This window comes from Janthinobacterium sp. MP5059B (genome assembly GCF_001758645.1).
Lineage (GTDB): Bacteria > Pseudomonadota > Gammaproteobacteria > Burkholderiales > Burkholderiaceae_D > Janthinobacterium > Janthinobacterium lividum.
The window spans coordinates 1-21,759 of the sequence record NZ_LRHX01000004.1 but is presented as its reverse complement, the minus strand read 5'-3'; the positions used below and the strand labels follow the sequence as shown (position 1 = coordinate 21,759).

Here is a 21,759-nt window from a genome sequence, read left to right as displayed (position 1 = left end):
GGAAAACTCCTTTAAAGTAAAAATAGGGACCGCCGGGACGGCCCTCAGCCGGGATCCGCCGGCGAAATACCCACGGCCAGCAAGGCATCGATGCTGGGCACAAAATAGATCGCCGACGACAGCGCCGTGGAAAAATCCAGCAGCCGGTCCGTCTTGGTGACGCCATCATAGCCTACGCCGTACATTTGCCGCAGCATGCCCATGGTCACCGTGATGTCCTTGCAGAAACCGACAAACATGACGCCCGCCTCGCTGGCATTGGCGTAATTGGCATTGCGGCGCACGATATCGACTTCCTCGCCATCGCGGATGAACTGGTTACGGCCCACATGGGAATCGACGGGCAGCGGCGACAATTCATGGCTGCCGGCCTTGGTGCGGCCCCACACCTGCTCCGCCGCGTGCACAGGCAAGGCACGCAGGCGCTCCACATCCATGCGCCATTTTTGCAGCAGCACGGTGGAGCCGCCCGCGCCCGCTTCACCGTCCGGAATGATGACCACGCCGTTGGCGCGAAACGGATTCGGGTTGGCGACGCCGTCGGCAAAGCCGTCAAACGTCACATTATTGTGATACGGAAAACACACCTGCTCGCTGGCCAGCTCGGCGAAAGGACTCAGCAAAGTGAGCGTCGTGCGCATGCTGTCGTACAGGGTGGCCGCGTTCGACTGCGTGATCCAGACCCAGAAATCGTGCTGGGTGGCCGGCGCCGTCTTGCCGTTGGCACCCACCAGGTCTTGCCCGAACGACACCATATTGTCCGGCACGCAACCCGGGCAAGCGGCGCGCCACAGCTCGGGCTTGAATCCCAGTACCACGTTGGCCGTGCCGCCCGTCAACTGATGGTGGCGGTTCAGGGTGGGGTCCAGGATACCCGTGACCTCGGACTCCCACAGCTTGCCCAGCACCTTGAACAGCTGCTCCGGTTCAACGCCGGCCTTCACATTGAACTGCAAATGCACTTCGTCGCGCGCGACGACAGACAGCATGCTTTGTGGAATTGCCATGACCAATATTCCTTTTTTCGTTTTCTATGTGGATGGTAAACCAGAAGTACGGGATGACAGTTTCATTTCGACAACATGCGATAACTGTAACTATAGGTAGTCATGAATTGGACGATAATGCAATGACGTAGAGCAAGAATCAAAGAATGGATACCATTGCATGAAATTGTATGAAAAGCTCGTCAGCGACATCGAGCAACTGGTGGCCAAGGGCGTGCTCTTGCCCGGCGAACGCATTCCCTCCGTGCGCCAGACCAGCCAGCAGCACAAGCTGAGCATCACCACGGTGCTGCGCGCCTACGTCAAGCTGGAAAGCATGGGCGTGATAGAAAGCCGGCCCCAGTCCGGCTACTTCGTGCGCCCGCGCGCCAGCGACACGGCCGCGCCCGCCATGTGCATGCAAGCGTCGCATCCCAGCCCCGTGCCGGCGGAAGTGCACGTCAGCCGCCTGGTGCTGTCGACCCTGCGCTCGATCGGCTTGCACGACGCCATCCCGCTGGGCTCGCCCTACCCCGACCCTTCGCTGTTTCCCTGGGAGCGCATCAACCAGTATGCGGGCGCCGTGGCGCGCCGCAACCGCGCGTGGAACGTGACGGACGACCTGCCGCCGGGTAACCCACAGCTGATCCGCGAAATCGCCCGCCGCTACATGGAGAACGGCCTGGCCGTCGATCCCGACGAAATCATCGTCACCGTGGGCGCCACGGAAGCCATCAACCTGTGCCTGCAAGCCGTGGCCAAGCCGGGCGACACCATCGCCGTCGAGTCGCCCACCTTCTATGCCATGCTGATGGCCGTCGAACGGCTGGGCATGAAGGTGGTGGAAGTATCCACCGATCCGTACGACGGCATCAGCATCGAGGCGCTGGCCGACATCATGGCCCGCCAGCCCATCGCCGCCGTCATGGTGATGCCGAACTTCCAGAATCCGCTGGGCTTCCAGATGTCCGACCAGCGCAAGCGGGCCCTGTACCAGCTGCTGGAGCAGCACGACGTGCCCGCCATCGAAAACGGCGTCTACAACGAACTGTATTACGGCGATGCCCATCCGTCCTCGCTCAAATCGTACGACCGCAAGGGCCTGGTGCTGCACTGCTCCTCGTTTTCCAAGAGCCTCAGTTCGGCGCAGCGCGTGGGCTGGGCCCTGGCCGGACGCTACCGGGGCAAGGTGGAAGAGCTCAAATTCCTCAATACCCTGGCCACGTCCTCGTTTCCGCAGCTGGCCATCGCCGAATACCTGCAAAACGACGGCTACGAACAGCATCTGCGCCGCACCCGCAAGGCGTATGCCCAGCAAGCGCGCATCATGGCGGCCGCCGTACTGCGCTTCTTTCCTGCCGGCACGAAAATCTCGCACCCGCAGGGCGGCTACGTGCTGTGGGTGGAGCTGCCCGGCAATATAGATTCCATGCAGTTGTACCGGCGCGCGCTGGAATGCAAGATCACGGTGGGTCCGGGCCGCATGTTTTCCGTCAGCCAGGCCTACAAGCATTGCATCCGCCTCAACTACAGTTATCCGTGGAGCGTGGGCGTCGAGCAAGCCATTATTCTGCTCGGTAAGCTCATCACCGAATTCCTGTAGGCATTTCACGCAGTCCCGTCACCCTCCCACCAGCGACATGCGCACGGTGGGATACTGCTTGCGCCCGCCAACCTGGGCCAGCGCGCCGCGCACTTCCGAGTAGCGGTCGCCACGGCGCTGCCAGTGCTGGCGCAGCAGGGTTTCCAGGCCTTGCTCGGAGTCAAGCCGGGACCGCAGGTCGAGGCCGTCCTGGGCAAACAGGCAGGTAAACAACTTGCCGTCCGACGACACGCGCACGCGGCTGCAGTCGCCGCAGAACGGCTGCGACACGCTGGAAATGAAACCCACTTCGCCGCCGCCATCCAGATAACGGTAGCGGCTGGCCGTTTCGTGCGAGACAGGCTTGCCTTCGCCCAGCGGCACGAGGGGGAATGCTGCGGCGATCAGCGCGCGCGCCGCCTCGGACGTGACGACATGCGTGCGCGACCAGGCGCCGATGCCGCCCACGTCCATGAATTCGATCAGGCGCAGCACCACCCCCGTGTGGCGGAAATGGCGCGCCAGCGGCACGATCTGGCTGTCGTTGACGCCTTTCTGCACGACCATGTTGACCTTCACGGGAGTCAAGCCCACGGCTTGCGCTACCTCGATACCGTGCAGCACTTTCTCGACAGGAAAATCGACGCCATTCATGCGCTGGAAAATGCCATTATCAAGACTGTCGAGGCTGACGGTGACCCGCTCCAGGCCCGCGTCCTTCAGCGAACGCGCCTTGGCCGCCAGCAAGCTGCCATTCGTCGTCAGCGCGATGCTCACGGCGCGCCCGTCCGGCGTGGTGAGGCGCGCCAGCATTTCGATCAGCCGTTCGAGGTTCTTGCGCAGCAGCGGCTCGCCGCCAGTGATGCGGATTTTATCGACGCCGAGGCGCACGAAGGCGCGCGCCATGATTTCGATCTGCGCGAAGGACATGCGCTCGCTGGAGGGAAGAAACGGGTAATCGCTGGGGTACAATTCGGCCGGCATGCAATAGGTGCAGCGGAAATTGCACTGGTCGATGACGGAAATGCGCAAGTCCGTCAGGGGGCGGCCCAGCATATCCACGCATGGCTCACTATAGTCTGGCTGCCAGAGCGCTGGCTGCGGATACATGATGGTGTTCATTGTGCTTCCCCCTTGATGTGCATTCGTCTGTGTCCAGCATAGGACGAATGGGAGCAGGCAAAGAGGTACAGTCCGGCGCCAGCCGATAGAGTACAGACGCGATCTATTCCGCTGGCGGTGCAGTAAAGACGCTGGCGCACAGTTCCGCGCCCGCCGCGCTGAGTAGCGCGCTGCCGCCGCCGTTCTCCGCCGTGGCGACCACCACCAGTCCCGCGCTGGACAGCGCATTGAGCTGGCGCAGCAAAGTGCTCATCTGTACTCCTGCCCGCTTGGCCAGCTTGGCCAGCGACCATGGTCTCACCGGCGCCTCCTGGCGCGCTTCCCACAGCAGCGCCAGCAGCGCGATCAGGGCCGCGTCGATTCCTTCTTCCTTTTGCATGTTTTTTCTCCTTGTCCACATCATAGATCACGGCCGGCGCCGGCGCGACCGGCATCGTCGTCTTGCCATCTGTACTCTGTTTTTTTACCCGGAACTGTGCGCCTACGGGGTGGTCCGCCGCCCCTACCATGTGATTGTCCCATCGCACATCACCAGGAGAGTCATCATGAGCAAGCCAAAGTCCGACGCGCGCATCGCGCCCTACACCCATGCCGCGGCCGGTTGGGGTGCCCTCAAGTATGTGGCCATCAATCTGTTCAAGGAAAAAGTCAGCGCAGGCAATTACCGCTCCCTGTTCGAGCAAAACCAGCCCGACGGTTTCGACTGTCCCGGCTGCGCCTGGCCCGACCGCGAACACGCGTCGACGTTTGAATTCTGCGAAAACGGCGTCAAGGCCGTGGCCGCGGAATCGACGAGCAAGCGCGTGCGCCCCGAGTTTTTCCAGGAACACACTGTCACCGAACTGATGGAGCAGTCGGACTATGATCTGGAGCAACATGGCCGCCTGACGGACCCCATGGTGTACGACGCGGCCAGCGATAAATACCAGGCCATTTCCTGGGACGACGCCTTCGCCCTCGTGGCGCACCACCTGCACGCGCTGGACGACCCGGACCAGGCCGCCTTCTATACGTCGGGCCGCGCCAGCAACGAAGCGGCCTTCCTGTATCAACTGTTCGTGCGCGCCTACGGCACAAATAACTTCCCCGACTGTTCCAACCTGTGCCATGAGGCGACGAGCCGCGGCTTGCCGGAAACGGTGGGCATCGGCAAGGGCACGGTGCTGCTGGACGACTTCGAGCATGCGGACACACTGCTGCTGTTCGGCCAGAACCCGGCCACCAACCACCCGCGCATGCTGGGCGAATTGCGCGAAGCGTCGCGCCGCGGCGCCACCATCGTTTCCATCAACCCATTGCACGAACGGGGCCTGGAGCGCTTCACCAGCCCGCAGCATCCACTGGAAATGCTGACGGGCGGCAGCACGAACATTTGCTCGCTGTTCATCTGCCCGACATTGGGCGGCGACTTCGCGCTGATCAAGGCCATGGCCAAGCGCGTCGTCGAACTCGATGACGAGGCCATCGCCCACGGCCAGGAGCGCGTGCTCGACTGCGATTTCATCGCCGAACACACGACGGGCTTTGACGCCTTCGCGGCCGACCTGCGCGCGGAAAGCTGGGACTTGCTGCTGGCCGAATCGGGCGTGGCGCGCGACAAGATCGAAGAGCTCACGCAAATCTATGTGAAGGGCAAGGCCGTCATCGCTACCTGGGGCATGGGCGTGACGCAGCACAAGAATTCGCTGGCCACCGTGCAAATCCTGTCGAACTTGATGATGATGCGAGGCAATATCGGCAAGCGCGGCGCGGGCCTGTGCCCCGTGCGCGGCCACTCGAACGTGCAGGGCGACCGCACCATGGGCATCGAGGAGCAGCCGACCAAGGAATTCCTCGACCGCCTGGGCCTGGTCTTCAACTTCGAGCCGCCGCGCCACCACGGCTACGACGCCGTCGGCACCATCGCAGCGATGCTGGAGAAGAAGGTGAAAGTGTTTGTCGCGCTCGGCGGCAATTTCTCGATGGCCACGCCGGACACGCCGCGCACCTGGGACGCGCTGCGCTCGTGCGACCTGACCGTGCACATCGCCACCAAGCTCAACCGCAGCCATCTGGTGCACGGCAAGGATGCGCTGATCCTGCCCACCCTGGGCCGCACGGAGATCGACGTGCAGGCGGGCGTGGCGCAAGGCGTGACGGTGGAGGATTCCATGAGCATGGTGCATATCTCGTTCGGCATGAACCAGCCCGCTTCGCCCAATTTACGCTCGGAAATCGCCATCGTGGCCGGCATGGCGCAAGCGACCCTCGGCAGCGAAAAGATCGACTGGCTGCGCTATGCCGGCAACTATGCGCTGCTGCGCGATTCCATCGAGCAAGTGTTCGACGACTTTTTCGACTACAACTTGCGCGTGGCCAAGCCGGGCGGCTTCCACCTGGAAATTGCCTCGCGCGAACGCGTGTGGAAGACGCAAAGCGGCAAGGCGCAATTCCTCGTCAACGCCATCGAACTCGATACGCCGATCCACCGTGCGCGCCAGCAATATGGCGAGCGCCTGATGGTACTGATGACCACGCGTTCGCACGACCAGTACAACACGACGATCTACGCCATGGACGACCGCTACCGTGGCGTGTTCGGCCAGCGCCGGGTCGTCTTCATCAACAAGGACGACCTGGCCATGCTGGGCTTTGCGGCCGGCGACTGGGTCGACCTGATCGGCGTGTGGGATGACGGCATAGCCCGCCGCGCCGACCGCTTCCTGCTGGTCGAGTACGACATCCCGCGCGGCTGCATCGGCGCCTACTACCCGGAAACCAACCCGCTGGTGCCGCTCGACAGCGTCGGATACGGCTCGCGCACACCGACCTTCAAATCCATTCCCGTGCTGCTGTCGCCTTCGGCCGCAGTCAGCTGAACAGGAGAACGCCATGTTCGGTTTCGATACCCTGGACCTGTCGCGCGCGCAATTTGCGATGACGGCCATCTTCCACATCCTGTGGCCCATATTGACGATCAGCCTGTCGCTGTTCCTGTTTGTTGTCGAGGCGCTGTGGCTGCGCACCAGCGACCCCGTCTACTACCGCCACGCGCGCTTCTGGAGCAAACTGCTGGTACTGAACTTTGCCGTCGGCGTCGTCAGCGGGATTCCCCTGGAATTCCAGTTCGGCACCAACTGGGCGCCGTTTTCGCACCATTCCGGCCAGTTCATCGGCAACATCCTCGGCTTCGAGGGCGCCATGGCCTTCATGCTGGAAGCGGGCTTCATCGGCATCATGATGTTCGGCTGGGGCCGCGTACCGAAGGGCGTGCACCTGTTTGCCACCGGCATGGTGGCGCTCGGGTCCAGCATCTCCTCGTTCTGGATCATGGTCGCCAATTCCTGGATGCAGACGCCGGCCGGCGTGCGCGTGGCGGACGGCAAGATCATCGTCACCGATTACGTGGCTGCCATCTTCAATCCCGACATGGCCTGGGCCGTGGGCCACATGTGGGTGGCGGCCGTGGAAACGGGCTTGTTCGTCATCGCCGGCATTTCCGCCTGGTATATGTTCAAGCGCCGCGAACCGGCCTTCTTCGCCCGCTCGTTCAAGCTGGCGCTGATGTTGCTGCTGGTCATCGCACCCTTGCAGGTCTGGCTCGGCGATTCGAGCGGCGTCGACGTCTTCAAGACCCAGCCAGCCAAGGGCGCGGCCATCGAAGGCCACTGGCACACGAACCGCGATGGCGAAGGGGCGGCCTGGTCCCTGCTGGCCTGGCCCAACCAGGCGGAGCAAAAGAATGACTGGTCCATCGAAGTGCCCGGCATGCTCAGCGTGATTGCCACGCATAGCGCCACGGGAAAGATCACGGGCTTGGCCGACATCGCCCGCGAAGACCAGCCGCCCATGCTGCCGTTGCTGTACTACGCCTTCCGCGCCATGGCCGGCATCGGCATGTGGTTCGTGCTGCTGTCGTTCTGGACCTTCGTTGCCTGGCGCAAGGTGGGCGGTCGCGTGGAAGAGTTCGTGCGCAAGCGCACACTGCTGCTGGCCTGGGTGCTGACAATACCGCTGCCGTATATCGCCGTCGAGTGCGGCTGGATCGTGCGCGAAGTGGGACGCCAGCCGTGGGTCGTGTATGGCTTGCTGCGTACGCGCGACGCCGTCTCCGACGTGGCAGCCCACGCCGTGGCCGGCAGCATGCTGATGTTCTTCGTGTTTTACATCGTGCTGTTCGTCACCTTCTTTGTGTTTGCAAAAAAATGGCTGCAACAAGGCCCGGACGTGGCGCTGCCGCTGCCGGACGCCGCCCATGCCGCGGGGTATTGAAATGCGCCGCTATCTGACGAGGAGTGTGTAATGGATATGAATTCGCATGCCATGCTGGGCAATGCCTGGTTCGGCCTGATCGGCCTGATGCTGATCTTTTACGTGGTCACGGACGGCTTCGACCTGGGCGTGGGTATCCTCAGCCTGTTCACCCGCCGCGAGCAGGAACGCAACCTGATCTTTCAATCGATCGCCCATGTGTGGGACGCCAACGAAACCTGGCTGGTGGTGGTGGGCGGTGCCCTGTTCGGCGCCTTTCCCAGCGCCTATGCCACCTTGCTGGAACAGCTGTACATTCCCATCATGCTGCTGATCGCCAGCCTGATCATGCGCGGCGCCTCGATCGAGTTCCGCCATGCGGCCGGCAACAAGCGCCTGTGGGATGTGATCTTCGGCGTGGGCAGCCTGCTGGCCGCCGTGGCGCAAGGCGTGGTGCTGGGCGAGGTCATCACGGGCTTGCAGCCGGGCTGGCTGAGCGGTATTTTCACGGCCTGCACGGCGCTGGGCGTGGTGGCCGGTTATTGCCTCCTGGGCAGCACTTACCTGATCAAGAAGACGGGCGGCCAGCTGGAAGCGGCGGCGCGCCGCTATGCCACGGCCAGCGTGCTGGCGACGGTCGCGGCCGCCATCGTGCTGTCGGCCGGCACCATGGTCTTCAGCGCCATCGGCCACGACCGCTGGGCGCAGCCGGGCGTGTTCGGCGTGCTGCTGGCCCTGGCCGCCATCGCCGCCAGCGCCTTCATTTACATCCTGTGGGCCGTGCATGTGAACGGCGTGCGCGGACCGTTCCGCGGCGCCATCGTGCTGTTCCTGGCCTCGTTCGCGGGCCTGGCCATCAGCTTTTTCCCCGACCTCGTGCCGGGCAAGCTGAGCATCGCGGCGGCCGCATCCGATGAGCCGACCTTGATCTTCATGCTGATCGGCATGGGTTCCATGCTGCCGATCATGATCGGCTACAACTTGTTCCAATACTACGTCTTCGAGGGCAAAGTCGTGCCCCGGAAACATTAACCGGCATCACGGCATGCGCATTCCATCATGATTATCCGCCCCACCACCAACTGGTTTCGCATGCTGTTCGTCTGGGATGGCTCGGTGCTGCAAGCCATCATCCCGCAATTGCTGCTGATGCTGGTCGTCAGTTCGCTGGCCCTGCTGACGGATGGCCGTATCTTCGGCGTCAAGATTCCGCTCGATACGGCGCCATTTCCCATGGTCGGCATCAGTCTGGCGATCTTTCTCGGCTTTCGCAACAACGCCAGCTATGCGCGCTTCGTCGAGGCGCGGCATATCTGGGGGCAATTGCTGATCGCCGCGCGGGCCCTGGCTTCGCAAGCGATCACGTATCTGCCACGGGAGACTAGCGGGCTCGACCATGAGTTGCTGATGAACCGGCTGATCGCCTTCGTCTACGCGCTCAAGCACCAGCTGCGCCAGACGGACCCGCAGGAAGACCTGGCGCGCTACCTGCCGGCCGAGGAAGTGCAGCGCTTGCAGGGCATCGCCTTCAAGCCCGTCGCCGTGCTGCACACGGTGCGCGCCATGCTGCATGACGCCGTGCAGCGCCAGCCGGGCCAGGCGCAGTTGCTGTGGATGCTAGACACCCAGCTCAACGACCTGGCCGCCACCGTGGCCGGTTGCGAGCGCATCAAGAACACGCCGATTCCATATCCATACGGCGTGCTGGTGCACCGCACCGTCTACATGTATTGTTTTTTACTGCCGCTGGGTCTGGTGGACGCCATCGGCGTGGCCACGCCCCTCATTTCCGTCTTTGTCGCCTACACCCTGTTTGCGCTGGAAGCCATCGCGCAGCAGATCGCCGAACCGTTCGGCCTGGCGCCCAACTGCCTGGCCCTGAACGCCATGACGCGGGAAACGGAACGCTCGCTGCTGGAATTGCATGGCGACCCGCTGCCACCGTCGATACGGCCCTGCCCGCGCTATCAGATCAATTAACCGGAGGAAAAAATCATGGAATGCGATATCGGCATCAGCACCATCGAACGCGACGGTTACCTGGACGTCCCCATGGTGCGCCACCAGGGGGGCGTGGCCACGGCGGGCCGCGACATGGTGGCCGAGGAGTATCCGGTAGCCCTCGTCTACAACGGCATCGCCCACGCGGTAATGATGGCCACGCCGCGCGACCTGGAGGAATTCGCCGTCGGCTTCACCTTGACCGAAGGCATCGTCGGCAGCGTGCGCGACATCTACGACCTCGATGTGTGTTGCGGCGAGGATAGCGCGGAAGTGCGGCTGACCATCGCGCAGCCGGATTTGATCAAGCTCAAGGCCCGCCGCCGCGCGCTGACCGGGCGCACCGGTTGCGGCGTGTGCGGCATCGAAAGCCTGGCCCTGCTGGACCTGGTGCCGGAAAAGATCACGCGGCCCCTGCCGCCGCTGGTCGCCAGCAGCGCCATCCTCGGCCGCGCCGCGCGCGAACTGCTGCCGTACCAGGAATTGATGCACAAGACGGGCGGCGTGCACGCGGCCGCCTGGTGCACGGCCGAAGGCGCCATCGTGAAAGTGTTCGAGGATGTGGGCCGGCATAACGGCCTGGACAAGCTGATCGGCTACCTGGCCCTGCACCGCATCGCCATGCACGACGGCTTCGTCTTCCTCTCCAGCCGCGCCAGCTATGAACTGGTGCGCAAGTCGGCGCGCATGCATATCGGGCTCGTCGCCACCATCTCGGCGCCCACCTCGCTGGCCATCCGCATCGCGCGCCAGGCCGGCATGCAGCTGGCCAGCTTTTGCCGCCGCGACGGCTTTGTCGACTACACGGCCGGCGACGGGGAAGATGGCGGCCAGCATGCACCTTAGCATGTACCTTTAACGGCAGATGCTGCATTCTTTGCTGTAAAGCAAGTGCACGCTTGACTTGCCGACGCTGCGGGCTTTCAATGGGAATAGTTTCCTATTATTAACTTTGCCTGCGGCCACTCTCCTGGCGCGGCAACGATGAAAGGATGGCGTCGATGGCCCAGGCACAAGAGCAGCATCTGATGGATACATGGCAAACGGGCGGCTTGAAGCCGCGCGCCTGCGACTGCGGCGGCACCGTCTTCACCATCCTGCACCAGCGGGTGATGGCCGACATGCGGCGCCGGCAATTTCTCGGCGGCGCGGCCGCCATGCTGGCACCCTTCGTCGGCCTCGGCCTGTCCACCGGCAACGCCATCGCCCAGCAGCCGCAAACGCCCCAGCGCCCCCTGCTGCTGACCAATCTGCGCCTGTTCGACGGCACGGGCAAGGCGCCCCGCTCCGGCATCCACGTGCTGGTGACGGGCCCGACCATTACCGCCCTGCTGCCGGCCGGCGAGAAGGTGGACGGCGCGCAAGTGATCGATTGCCAGAGCAAGCTGGTGATGCCGGGCCTGATCGACGCCCACTGGCACACCATGCTCGCCGCCATCAACCAGGTGACGGCCATGACGTCCGACGTCGGCTATCTGTACCTGGTGGCGGCGCAGGAAGCGCAGCGCACCCTGCTGCGGGGCTTTACATCCGTGCGCGATCCTGGCGGCCCCGCCTTTGCATTGAAACGCGCCATCGATGAAGGCATCGTCGACGGTCCGCGCATCTTTCCATCGGGTGCCATGATTTCGCAAACCTCGGGCCATGGCGACTTCCGTTTGCGCTCGGACATCCCGCGCGCTGCCAATGCGCCGCTGGGCATGGCGGAAACGGCGGGCATGGCCATGATCGCCGATGGCGAGGCGGAAGTGCTGCGCCGCGTGCGCGAACAATTGATGCTGGGCGCGACGCAAATCAAGATGATGGCTGGCGGCGGCGTCGCTTCGATGTACGACCCGCTCGACAGCACGCAGTATTCGGAACGCGAACTGCGCGCCGGCGTGGAAGCGGCCGCCGACTGGGGCACGTATGTGATGACCCACGTCTACACGCCGAAAGGCATACAGCGGGCCATCCGCGCAGGCGTGCGCAGCATCGAGCATGGCCAGCTGGCGGACGACGAATCCGTGCGCATGATGCGCGATACGGGCACGTGGTGGAGCCTGCAGCCTTTCCTGCAAGACGCGGATGCGAATGTGTATCCCGATGCGGCGCGCAAGGCCAGCCAGGCCATTGTCTCGGAAGGCACGGTGAAGGCGTATGCGCTGGCGCAAAAATACGGCATCAGGACGGGCTGGGGCACGGACATCCTGTTCAACGCGAAAAACACGCCCACGCAAGGCCGCCAGCTGGCCAAGCTCACGCGCTTTTACGATCCCCTGACCTTGCTGGCGCAGGCGACGGGGCAAAATGGCGAACTGCTGGCCCTGTCCGGCCAGCGCTCGCCCTACCCGGGCACTTTGGGCCGCCTGGCCGCGGGCGCGCTGGCCGACTTGCTGGTGGCCGATGGCGACCCTGCGAAAAACCTCGATTTCCTCGCCCGGCCGGAAGAAAACCTGCTGCTGATCATGAAGAACGGGCGCATCTACAAGGACAAATTGCGCGCGCCATTGGCAGGCTGAAGGCGGGCGCGTTGGCAACGGCGGTGGCTTGCCGCATAATGCGCCCATGTTCAAACTGACTTTTCTCGGCACGTCTTCCGGCGTGCCCACGCGCCACCGCAACGTCACGTCGCTGGCCCTGCAAACCACGCACAACCGCGACTGGTGGATGATCGATTGCGGCGAAGCCACGCAGCACCGGCTGCAGCGCCTGCCCCTGTCCGTGCACGACCTGGTGGGCATTTGCATCACCCACGTACATGGCGACCACAGCTACGGGCTGCCGGGCTTGCTGGCCAGCGCCTCGATGACGGGGCGCAAGAAGCCCCTGCTGCTGATCGCCCCGGCCGCCATCAAGGCCTGGATCGACGCGACACTGCTGCACACGGAACTGTTCCTGACATATCCGCTGATCCACATCGACGTGGACAGCGCGCCAGTGGTGTACGAGGAAGCGGGCTTGACCGTCTCGCGCCATGCGCTGTCGCACCGCGCACCGAGCGTCGGTTATCGTTTCGCGCTGGAAACGAGCAGGTGGAAGCTGGACAAGGCGGCCCTGCAGGCAGCGGGCGTGCCGCCCGGCCCCGCCTGGGGACTCTTGCAAGCTGGCCAGGATGCGCTGCTCGACGATGGCACGGTCTTGAACGCCGCCGCTTTCCGCCAGGTGGAAACGCAGCGCGCCACGGTGGTGATCGGCGGAGACAACGACACGCCGGCCTTGCTGGCGGAGGCTTGCGCGGATGCGCAATTGCTCGTGCATGAAGCCACCTACACGGAAGCGATGTTGCAGAAAGTGGGGCCCGGCCCCACGCACAGTTCCGTGCAGCGCGTGGCGCAGTTCGCCGAAGCGGTGCGCCTGCCGAACCTGATCCTCACCCACTTCAGCGCCCGCTATCACAATGCGGACGGCATGGCCGAACTGGAAGCGGAAGCCCGGCTGCATTATTCGGGCGAACTGTTCCTGGCGCGCGATTTCGACAGCTATGAACTCGACGCGGCCGGCGTGCTGAGCAAACTACCTGGGAAATCCCAATAACAACGCCTAACAAAACCGTAGCGAGCGGAAGTAAGTTGTGGTTGAGAAGCGCAACTGTACGAAGGTACAGTGAGCATCGCAGACCGCAAATTACGACGCGCAGTAGGTTTTGTTAGGTGTTACTTTAGTGGGGATTGACGCCATACTGCGCCGCATACTCGGCGGCCAGCGCGCGCGCCGCCTGCTGCTGTGACGGCGTGAGGATTTCCAGCAACTGGTCGCGGTTCTTGATCGATTGCACGCTGCCTGCCTCGGCCGGCATGGCGATCCACGCATACGCCTGCACGTAGTCGAGCTCCACGCCCTGCCCTTGCGCGTACAGCAAGCCATATTCGTTCTGCGCCGACAGGGAACCGGCTTCGGCCGCCTGCTTGTACCAGAACGCCGCTTCGGCAAAGTCTTGCGGTACGCCATCGCCCTTGCGGTAAGCCTGCGCCAGGTTGAATTGCGACTGGCCATCGCCCGCCTCGGCCGCCTGGCGGCCGTACGCGAGCGATTGCGCCATGTCTTGCGCGACGCCATCGCCGCCCGCATACATCAGGGCCAGGTTGGCCAGCGACGGCGGGAAACCCGCCTGCGCGGCCGCCGTGAACAATTCCACCGCTTTTGGCAAATCCTGCGTCACGCCATGGCCCTGGTAATACAGGCTGGCCAATAAATGCTGGCCGGCCGGATCGCCGGTGCGCGCCGCCGCATCGAATTGCTTGAAGGCCTCGGCATAATGACCGTCGTTATAAGCGAGGATGCCCGCTTCATTCAAAGATTCAGGAGAGGAGCTCATAAAGATTCCTTGTTCGGGGATTTTTGGGCATTGTACACAGCACCGTTCCGCGCAGAATGCACGATAGGGAATGGTGTGGCGCACTGCCCAAATCCTGCAGTATGATCACTCTCCGCCTGATGCAATCGGGGCATTTTCCCCAACGCCCGTCCACGAATATCGCCATGAAACTGATTGCTCTGCTTTTATCCCTGATTTCCACCTCGGTTTATGCTGGCACCTTGCATCTGGATAAAGCAGTGACAGGCAAAGTGTGGCAAGCGGCCGATATCCGTTATGCGAATCACGATGAAAAACAGACGTATCAGCTGAAAATCGGGAAGCAGTGGCTCAATGGCCGTTGCAGCAGCAGCGGCACGGGCAATTTGCACGCGCTGCTGCTGGACATGAATTTCGACGGCCTTGCCGACCTGTGGGTCACCGGTTATACGGATAGCCAGGGGCGCATCCGCTGTTCCGATGTATGGCTATGGGATGCGCCGGCGAAGCAATACAGTTTCAACAAGCCATTATCAGCCATTCCAAATCTGGATATCGGCATGAACGATCAAAGAATCGAAGGCGGCATCGCCAATTGCGGCTGCGCGGCGCAATGCTTTTATGAAGACAGCTATGCGTGGCGGGCTGACACATTAATCGCCACCGCGCGGCGCGAACAGGATTGCGAGCGCTATCGGGAATATCGCTTGAATGACAAAAACCACTTGATCATCGTCAAGGATGAAATCATCGATAGCAGCAACCCGGGCCAGCAGGCCATCGAGAATACAAAAGTAGTTGACTGGCAGCGTCACGCGAAAATCATGCGCAAACCCTGGGAATGATATTTATCCTGCCCTGCCCTGCCCGCCATTCATCCCACACCATCGAGCAAATACATGACGACACACCCAGCATCGATTACGTTCCACCCCGCCAAGGCGGAAGACACCCCCGCCTTCATCGACTTGCGCGGCAAGACGCGGCAAAATGCCATTCCCGCGGAACGCCTGGCGGAAGTGGGCATCACGGCCGACTCCTGGGCCGAGATGATGCGCTCGGGCAGCCTGCCTGGCCAGGTCTGCCATCACGACGGCCAGCTGGTCGGCTACTGCTTTGGCGAGCGCGACACAGGCGAAATCATCGTCCTGGCCCTGCTGCCGGAATTCGAAGGCTTAGGTATCGGCAAGACCTTGCTGGAATTGGTGATGACGGAACTGCGCGCGCAAGGCCACCAACGGCTGTTCCTCGGCTGCTCCGACGACCCCGCCTCGCGCTCCTACGGTTTTTACCGCTACCTGGGCTGGACCGCGACGGGCGAGACGGACAAGTATGGCGACGATGTGCTGGAGTTCCGCTTTACGGCCTAGGCTGCCAAGCGGTTGGCATCCCACACGCGCATGATTTGCGTGATAGCGGAGTCAAACACGGCGTAGCCTACGCCATCGCGGGCTTGGATAGCCACGCCCGACAGAAAGCTGTCGAAGACGGACGCCAGCGCCACGGCATCCATATCACCAGACAAGTCGCCGCTGGCCATGCCCCGCTCGACGCAACGCACGAAGCCGGCACGCGTGCGGGCGCGCGATTGCGTGAGGGGCGCGGCCACGGCCGCGTGTTCGGCCGTCGGCGCGCTCATGCAGCCGAGCGCCACCATGCAACCGGGCGGATGTCCCGGCTCGGACTGCATGCTGGCCGACTGGCGCAAGGCCAACTCGATGGCCGCGCGCGGCGCCAGGCTATCATCCCACAGGCACTCCGTCACGCGGGCAAACGTGTCCAGATAGCATTGTGCCGCTTCGCGGAACAGCGCTTCCTTCGAACCGAACGCCGCATAAAAACTGGGCGCGGAAATGCCGCCGCCCAGGCTCGCCTTGAGCTGGCTCAAGGACGTCGATTCATACCCCTGCTGCCAGAATAAAAACATGGCCTGCTCGACCGCTGCCTGCCGGTCGAACGTGCGCGGCCGTCCCATTTGCGCCATCCTTCGCTCCTCCTCATTTACTTACATACTACTCGATACAGAAGTCATTGACAACGCGGCACATCATCACCTATATTTATACCGATCGATACATATGTACCGCAACGATGGTCAGGGGCGCTCCTGCGCCTGATCTCTTTACAAGGATGTTTGCCGTGAATCTCGCCACTATCACCACCGGAGCCAGCCCCGCGCTGGCCGACCGCCTCCCCGTCGCCGGCCTGCTGGCCCTGGCCATGACGGGTTTTATCTGCATCGTCACGGAAACCTTGCCCGCTGGCTTGCTGCCGCAGATCAGCTCTGGACTCGGCATCAGCGCCGCGCTGGCCGGGCAAATGGTTACGGCCTATGCCCTCGGCTCCCTGCTGGCAGCCATTCCGCTCACCATCGCCACGCGCGGCTGGCGCCGCCGCAACGTGCTGTTGCTGACCATCATCGGCTTTCTCGTGTTCAATACCGTCACGGCCTTGTCGTCGCACTACTGGCTGACCCTGGCGGCCCGCTTCTTTGCCGGCATGGCGGCCGGACTGGCGTGGAGCTTGCTGGCAGGCTATGCGCGGCGCATGGTGGCGCCACACCAGCAAGGCCGCGCCCTGGCGCTGGCCATGGTGGGCGCACCGGTCGCCCTGTCCCTGGGCGTGCCGCTGGGCACCTTGCTCGGTTCGCTCGTCGGCTGGCGCGCCGCGTTCTGGATCATTTCCGCACTGACATTGATCCTCATCGCCTGGGTGCTGGCCAAGGTGCCGGACTACCCGGGCCAATCCGTCCATGAGCGCCTGCCCTTGCGCCGCGTCTTCACGACGCCGGGCGTGCGCCCCGTGCTGGCCGTCGTCATCGCCTGGATGTTGGCACACAATATTCTCTACACCTACATCGCCCCATTCGTGGCGCCGGCCGGATTGACGGAGCGAGTCGACCTGGTGCTGCTCGTCTTCGGCGCCGCCGCCATGGCTGGCATCTGGATCACGGGCAAGCTGGTCGAGCGCCACTTGCGCGCCACCGTGCTGGCCAGCCTGGCCGTGTTCGCCGCGACGGCCCTCGTGCTGGGCGTCGCATCGCACATTCCCGCTGTCATCTACCTGGGCATGGCTGTCTGGGGCTTGTCATTTGGCGGCGCGGCAACGCTGTTGCAGACGGCGCTGGCCGACACGGCAGGCAGCGGCGCCGACGTGGCCTTGTCGATGAACGTCGTGGCGTGGAATGGCGCGATTGCGGCCGCGGGCGTGGTGGGCGGCGCCCTGCTGGAAACGTGGGGCGCGGACGCCTTCCCGTGGGCAATGGTCAGCTTGCTGGTGCTGGCGCTCCTCGTCGGCTGGTCGGCCCGCGCGCACGGCTTCCGGCCGGGACGGCGCAGCGGCGGCGCGTCCGTGGCCGGGCATTGAGAAGACACCATGAATGAGCCGCCGGCACCGTCAGGATGCAAGGCACATCTTGCATGGTGACTCCTCAGCTCGGACGCGATGAGGAGATTGTCGCGGCGCGCCGCGTGCTGCGCTGGCCGTCAAGGCGTGTTCTCGCCCTCTTCCTTATCGGCCGCCGCCAGCCCCCAGTCATTCCAGCCTTCGCCAAACAGCTCGATCGGATGCTGCGTGCGCTCGGAACCATTGCCGCAGCGCATGGCGTCCGGCGGACAATACTTGTCGCAGCCCCAGCAGATGCGTTCGGGATTCTTGGGGTTCAAGGGAAAAGGCTTGGCCATGGTGTGGGCGCCGGGGTCGGTTGGGTCTTGTTGATGACTCTAGACCTGGCGCGGTGGGCGGTCAAACCAATTTCAGCTAAAAACTTGTCCAATATCAAGCTTATGCAGATAGTGGAGCATCGGCATGGCGCGGTCCCCTACTCTTTATCTTTTATGACGGAGATGGCCACTTCCAGCACGATACGCGCCACATTGACACCACCGTCGGCGCCTGGCTGTGCCTTGAGCTCATCGAGCACGTAGACCATCGTCAGCATGGCGCCAGGCACGAACAGCTTGATGTCCTGTTTGTCGTTCATGTAGATGCTCTCGTCCACTGCCGAGCCATCCGCCAGGCGCAAGGTGAAGCTGTTGACTTGATCGCCACGGCGGCTGTCCTGGCCCGCGAAATAGGTGCGTTCGATGCTGCCCGTCAAGGTTTGCGTCGGGAGGCGCTTGGCCTCGATGCTTTTCCACCATGCTGCGGAAGCGAACAGGCCGTGGCTGCCTTTCAGGCCCATGTGGGGCCTGGCACTGTCGAGGGTGAGGGCCTGGATTTTGGCGACGCGGCTGGGGTCTTTTGCCAGGGCTTCAGCAAGGGTATACACGCATTTCATTGAGCTGTATTTTTCCGAGGACGAGAATTGGCGTAGCTTATGGAAGGTTGAAAATATCGGCTGCATGAATGGCGCTCCGGGTATGCCAGCACTTTATAATATTGCCAAGTATAACAAGCACCCATATCGACCAACTCCCTTCACTGATCAAATAACCATGTCTTCAAAAATATTGGCTGGCCTGCTCTTACGTTCGAAAACCTTTCGCGCACTGGCACTGCTTTCCTTCACCCTCGCCTGCGCCGCAGTATCGGCGGAAGGCTTTCAAAACATCACCGCCGGACAGACCCTGGGCAGTATCAAGGCACAATTTCCTGCTGCAACCATTGAATCCGTGGAAGCTGCATGGGTAACGGAGTCAGATGGTTTCTATCGGCTTTCAGGTCCGGGGTTTCCAGGCAAGCTATATCTGGTATTTTCCGACATGCGCCCTTTTCAACGAAAAATGCTTGAGAAGATAAGTGAGAAAATCGAAGCTTCCCCCGAAGGTACGATCACGAGAAAGGATGTATTCACTTTCGAGTACTGGACAAAACTGGCCAATGAAACCACCGATAACAGTTTAAAAATAAGCAACATGCGCTGGGTACCGGACGCATCCATCCCGCTGCAGCGCTATATTGCCAAGTATGGCAAATCCGACGCATCGGGTTTCAGCGACGCTGACATGAAGCCCTATGCCGAGTGGAAAAAACGCGGCATTTATCTCAATTTATCGGATGATCAAAAACAGGTTCAATCCGTTGAATTTTCTTTCACAAAAGAAGAAGAACGCGTCGAGTGCCGCAAGAAGTATCAAAAAGCCGATTGGGCCAAGGAGTGCGCTTAAGACAGCACGCGCGCGCCGGATGAAGCTAGTATACGCCTGTATGGAGCGTCGTTCGCCGTGAAAGCTGGCTCATCATAAGCAAGCGGCGAGATTCAAGTCCCGTGGCGCAGCCATCGCATGGAAGCTTGCGTCTTAATGCTTGCGCCGGATGACGTAGGCATTGCCGGCATGCTCAAAACCGAGCGTCGGATAGTAGGACATGGCGTCCGGGGCGGAGAGCAGTATCAAGGACGCGTCGTCGCCGATGATGGCCCGGGTCCGCTTGACAAGTTCCTTGCCGATTCCCAAGCCCTGGTAATGCTTGTTGACGGCCAGATCCGACAGATAGCAGCAATACGCATAGTCGGTCAACGACCGGGCCAATCCTACCAGCTCCCCATCCACCCACGCCGACAGCAAGAGGCAAGGCGCGGCGAACATGCGCGCGATTCTCGGGAGATTGTCGGTGGGGCGCTTGATTCCGGACTGATCGAAAACCCGGACGACATCGACCGGATCAAGGGGGAAATTGTGACGATATTCTACGGTGATGTTTTTCATGTTTTCAAAGGTGGAGGTAAGCGCGCTTGGGCGTGCTGTACCCATGATATGGCAGCAGCCTGTTTCGACAAGTATCGCTCATGTCGGCGTATTCATAGTATGGCAGTTGCGGGAAATGAGGGCTGTTCCCGTCCCCGCCACGCACCTGTATTTCAGTCAATTGCCCGGAACTTTAAAAAACATTGGCCCTCATACTCCACTTCACAATCCAATGCGAAGCCGATTCTTGCAAGCCCCTTGACGCGAGTGCGGCTGGGCGGCAGCAGTAGAGTGACCGGGCCAATACCCAGTTCCAGCCGGAGGTGCATGATCCGGCGAACCAGTGCAGGACCATGTCCCCAGAACGCGGGGAGCAATACCAGTGCCAGGTCAGCTTCGCGCCCTTCCTTCTGAAAACCACCCCAGCCGGCAAACGCGCCATCACTCCGGATAGCCCACGGCCCATAGCCATTTGCTTGCCACTGCGCGTCCTTGCCTTTCGCCCATTCCATCACAGCGTGCTCATCCCAGCTTTCGGTGGCGAGCGGCATGTGGCGGATGACGTCCGGGTGATTCAACAGAACGAGCCATTCTTCATTGGCAATATCGGAGAGCGGGTGAAAAGTAAAAGCCATGTGCGTCTTGTCAGTTTAATGAGAACCCGATGAACTTCTCATCGTGCCACGAAAACTACGCACTCACCAGTGGAGAACAAAAACGCTGGAGCCGGGATTGTTGACTGTAGACGGGGCAGTTCCATCCTTCCTGCATTCGCAAGACTGTGAAGGCAGAGTCAACATGCGTAAGGCAATCCTGCCAGCAAACGAGCAAGCTGTCGGCAGCTTGTGTGACAATGCACACACTGGAAATATGGAAGCTTTCATATCTCTATCTGATATCGAACAGACTTGGCAAGGATTGTAAATATGTTGGCACCATTACGTTTGAATAGACGCATGTACGCTTCCTTTGTCGCCGCCGTTTTTCTTGTTGCTGGCGTCTCATCGGCGCGCGCGACCACGCTTGACGAGGACAGGACACGCGGTGACATACATGGCTTGTTTGAGATCAGGGATGCTGCAGTAAAGTTCATGGCAGCAGAGAATTCCAAAAACGGTACACGGTGGCGGGTCTTGGAGCCGAACCGGAAGATTCTGGTGACGAAATGCGCAGTATCTTTGCGTGTGGAATGGGTTCCGAAGAGCCGTGGCCTGTCTGGATCAAATGTTGCGGTGAGCTGCGCCAAGACTGTAAAGCCCACGATACAACATAAATGGGAAGTGTTTGTGCCAATCGTCAAGGGTCCACAACGCGTCACAGTTATTCCAGAAAACTCCTGAGTGACACGGCTTATTTTGAACTGCGGACGAAACTGCCACACAAATATTTCAATTTGGCAATGTCGATTCGCATTTTCTGAAAAATCATACATCTATCACGACTACGTTCCACACCACAACATTGAACGCATCAATTACAAATATTTCACATTCCATTGAAAAATTCAGCTCTTTCAACGTTTTTCGCCTATGCGCATGCGGCAGCTGTATACTCCATGTCATACGCATCCTATTCCGATGCCAGTTATAGCGAGCAGGTGGTCGAAGACAATTCAATTCATTGCGCAGCCAAAAAACTTCATCTGCTTAATTCAGTGCCCAATATTTGAACAGCAGCATTGTATAAATCAGTTATCGGTTTTTGCCACGCATGAGGAATTGATGGAACTGGGTTTCGAGGGACTTGACGACAGGGTTGCGACATTCGCGAGGGTATGGCGGGAGGGTCCATCCTGACAAAAAAGGAATATCGAAATTGCTTGAAATCTCAAGATTGCAATAAAAAAGCCAGTCAAATGACTGGCTTTTTTATTATGCAGGACTTTCCTGAAACTGTTTTGCATTATCACAAATTTCATACCATGCGGGCTTGGAG

At 61.3% G+C, this 21,759-nt stretch carries 22 protein-coding genes; 13 read left to right on the top strand and 9 right to left on the bottom strand.

Annotated features, from left to right (window positions below; translation table 11 throughout):
• Positions 1-44: 44 nt before the first annotated feature.
• Positions 45-1,007 (bottom strand): Dyp-type peroxidase, encoded by a 963-nt coding sequence (locus JAB1_RS02425; RefSeq protein ID WP_083299528.1) that lies wholly within the window; start codon positions 1,005-1,007, stop codon positions 45-47.
• Between the two features lie 160 nt (positions 1,008-1,167).
• Here JAB1_RS02425 and JAB1_RS02420 point away from each other — a divergent pair, with 160 nt between their 5' ends.
• Entirely contained in the window at positions 1,168-2,589 is a 1,422-nt protein-coding gene (locus tag JAB1_RS02420; RefSeq protein WP_070278540.1) for a PLP-dependent aminotransferase family protein, read from the top strand.
• 18 nt (positions 2,590-2,607) lie between these two features.
• On the opposite strand, the gene moaA is transcribed toward JAB1_RS02420, so the two are convergent.
• On the bottom strand, positions 2,608-3,678 hold the full coding sequence (gene moaA / locus JAB1_RS02415; RefSeq protein WP_070278833.1) for a GTP 3',8-cyclase MoaA: 1,071 nt from the start codon (positions 3,676-3,678) through the stop codon (positions 2,608-2,610).
• A gap of 115 nt (positions 3,679-3,793) precedes the next feature.
• The gene (locus JAB1_RS02410) at positions 3,794-4,069 is read right to left on the bottom strand and encodes an Rrf2 family transcriptional regulator (protein WP_083299526.1); all 276 of its coding nucleotides are present in this window, start codon (positions 4,067-4,069) and stop codon (positions 3,794-3,796) included.
• 166 nt (positions 4,070-4,235) lie between these two features.
• Here JAB1_RS02410 and JAB1_RS02405 point away from each other — a divergent pair, with 166 nt between their 5' ends.
• The 7 genes from JAB1_RS02405 to JAB1_RS02375 all read left to right on the top strand — a co-directional run bounded on the left by JAB1_RS02405 (position 4,236) and on the right by JAB1_RS02375 (position 13,437).
• On the top strand, positions 4,236-6,548 hold the full coding sequence (locus JAB1_RS02405) for an FdhF/YdeP family oxidoreductase (protein WP_070278538.1): 2,313 nt from the start codon (positions 4,236-4,238) through the stop codon (positions 6,546-6,548).
• A gap of 13 nt (positions 6,549-6,561) precedes the next feature.
• Positions 6,562-7,941, top strand: coding sequence for a cytochrome ubiquinol oxidase subunit I (locus JAB1_RS02400; protein WP_070278535.1), 1,380 nt, complete (start codon positions 6,562-6,564; stop codon positions 7,939-7,941).
• Positions 7,942-7,971: 30 nt separating this feature from the next.
• Positions 7,972-8,952: a cytochrome d ubiquinol oxidase subunit II gene (locus JAB1_RS02395; protein ID WP_034786652.1), complete on the top strand. Its 981-nt coding sequence runs from the start codon at positions 7,972-7,974 to the stop codon at positions 8,950-8,952.
• Positions 8,953-8,979: 27 nt separating this feature from the next.
• Positions 8,980-9,900, top strand: a complete 921-nt coding sequence (locus tag JAB1_RS02390) for a bestrophin family ion channel (RefSeq protein WP_070278533.1) — start codon at positions 8,980-8,982, stop codon at positions 9,898-9,900.
• Between the two features lie 72 nt (positions 9,901-9,972).
• The gene (gene fdhD / locus JAB1_RS02385; protein WP_254671960.1) at positions 9,973-10,767 is read left to right on the top strand and encodes a formate dehydrogenase accessory sulfurtransferase FdhD; all 795 of its coding nucleotides are present in this window, start codon (positions 9,973-9,975) and stop codon (positions 10,765-10,767) included.
• Between the two features lie 182 nt (positions 10,768-10,949).
• A complete protein-coding gene (locus JAB1_RS02380) occupies positions 10,950-12,422 on the top strand; it encodes an amidohydrolase family protein (RefSeq protein WP_217494259.1) in 1,473 nt (490 codons plus the stop codon).
• A gap of 46 nt (positions 12,423-12,468) precedes the next feature.
• On the top strand, positions 12,469-13,437 hold the full coding sequence (locus JAB1_RS02375) for a ribonuclease Z (protein ID WP_070278527.1): 969 nt from the start codon (positions 12,469-12,471) through the stop codon (positions 13,435-13,437).
• 124 nt (positions 13,438-13,561) lie between these two features.
• Here JAB1_RS02375 and JAB1_RS02370 read toward each other — a convergent pair whose 3' ends face one another.
• Positions 13,562-14,218: a tetratricopeptide repeat protein gene (locus JAB1_RS02370; RefSeq protein ID WP_070278525.1), complete on the bottom strand. Its 657-nt coding sequence runs from the start codon at positions 14,216-14,218 to the stop codon at positions 13,562-13,564.
• Between the two features lie 56 nt (positions 14,219-14,274).
• Between JAB1_RS02370 and JAB1_RS02365 the strand changes: the two genes are divergently transcribed.
• A complete protein-coding gene (locus JAB1_RS02365) occupies positions 14,275-15,042 on the top strand; it encodes a hypothetical protein (RefSeq protein ID WP_139144417.1) in 768 nt (255 codons plus the stop codon).
• 54 nt (positions 15,043-15,096) lie between these two features.
• On the top strand, positions 15,097-15,567 hold the full coding sequence (locus JAB1_RS02360; protein WP_070278521.1) for a GNAT family N-acetyltransferase: 471 nt from the start codon (positions 15,097-15,099) through the stop codon (positions 15,565-15,567).
• Here the strand turns inward: JAB1_RS02360 and JAB1_RS02355 are convergent.
• On the bottom strand, positions 15,564-16,181 hold the full coding sequence (locus JAB1_RS02355; RefSeq protein WP_070278519.1) for a TetR/AcrR family transcriptional regulator: 618 nt from the start codon (positions 16,179-16,181) through the stop codon (positions 15,564-15,566). The genes JAB1_RS02360 and JAB1_RS02355 overlap by 4 nt on opposite strands.
• A gap of 236 nt (positions 16,182-16,417) precedes the next feature.
• Between JAB1_RS02355 and JAB1_RS02350 the strand changes: the two genes are divergently transcribed.
• A complete protein-coding gene (locus tag JAB1_RS02350) occupies positions 16,418-17,563 on the top strand; it encodes an MFS transporter (RefSeq protein ID WP_217494260.1) in 1,146 nt (381 codons plus the stop codon).
• 119 nt (positions 17,564-17,682) lie between these two features.
• Here JAB1_RS02350 and JAB1_RS02345 read toward each other — a convergent pair whose 3' ends face one another.
• Together JAB1_RS02345 and JAB1_RS02340 are read right to left on the bottom strand one after the other, a co-directional pair.
• Positions 17,683-17,880, bottom strand: coding sequence for a DUF3079 domain-containing protein (locus JAB1_RS02345; protein ID WP_070278515.1), 198 nt, complete (start codon positions 17,878-17,880; stop codon positions 17,683-17,685).
• Between the two features lie 137 nt (positions 17,881-18,017).
• Positions 18,018-18,467: a hypothetical protein gene (locus tag JAB1_RS02340; RefSeq protein WP_217494258.1), complete on the bottom strand. Its 450-nt coding sequence runs from the start codon at positions 18,465-18,467 to the stop codon at positions 18,018-18,020.
• 73 nt (positions 18,468-18,540) lie between these two features.
• On the opposite strand from JAB1_RS02340, the gene JAB1_RS29360 reads away from it, so the two are divergent.
• Positions 18,541-19,305 (top strand): hypothetical protein, encoded by a 765-nt coding sequence (locus JAB1_RS29360; RefSeq protein WP_139144415.1) that lies wholly within the window; start codon positions 18,541-18,543, stop codon positions 19,303-19,305.
• A 132-nt stretch (positions 19,306-19,437) separates the two neighbouring features.
• Here the strand turns inward: JAB1_RS29360 and JAB1_RS02330 are convergent, their stop codons facing one another.
• Together JAB1_RS02330 and JAB1_RS02325 are read right to left on the bottom strand one after the other, a co-directional pair.
• Positions 19,438-19,845, bottom strand: coding sequence for a GNAT family N-acetyltransferase (locus JAB1_RS02330; protein ID WP_070278509.1), 408 nt, complete (start codon positions 19,843-19,845; stop codon positions 19,438-19,440).
• Positions 19,846-19,997: 152 nt separating this feature from the next.
• Positions 19,998-20,459 (bottom strand): GNAT family N-acetyltransferase, encoded by a 462-nt coding sequence (locus JAB1_RS02325; RefSeq protein WP_070278507.1) that lies wholly within the window; start codon positions 20,457-20,459, stop codon positions 19,998-20,000.
• Between the two features lie 291 nt (positions 20,460-20,750).
• Here JAB1_RS02325 and JAB1_RS29355 point away from each other — a divergent pair, with 291 nt between their 5' ends.
• Positions 20,751-21,164, top strand: coding sequence for a hypothetical protein (locus JAB1_RS29355; protein WP_139144414.1), 414 nt, complete (start codon positions 20,751-20,753; stop codon positions 21,162-21,164).
• The last annotated feature ends 595 nt before the right edge of the window (positions 21,165-21,759 follow it).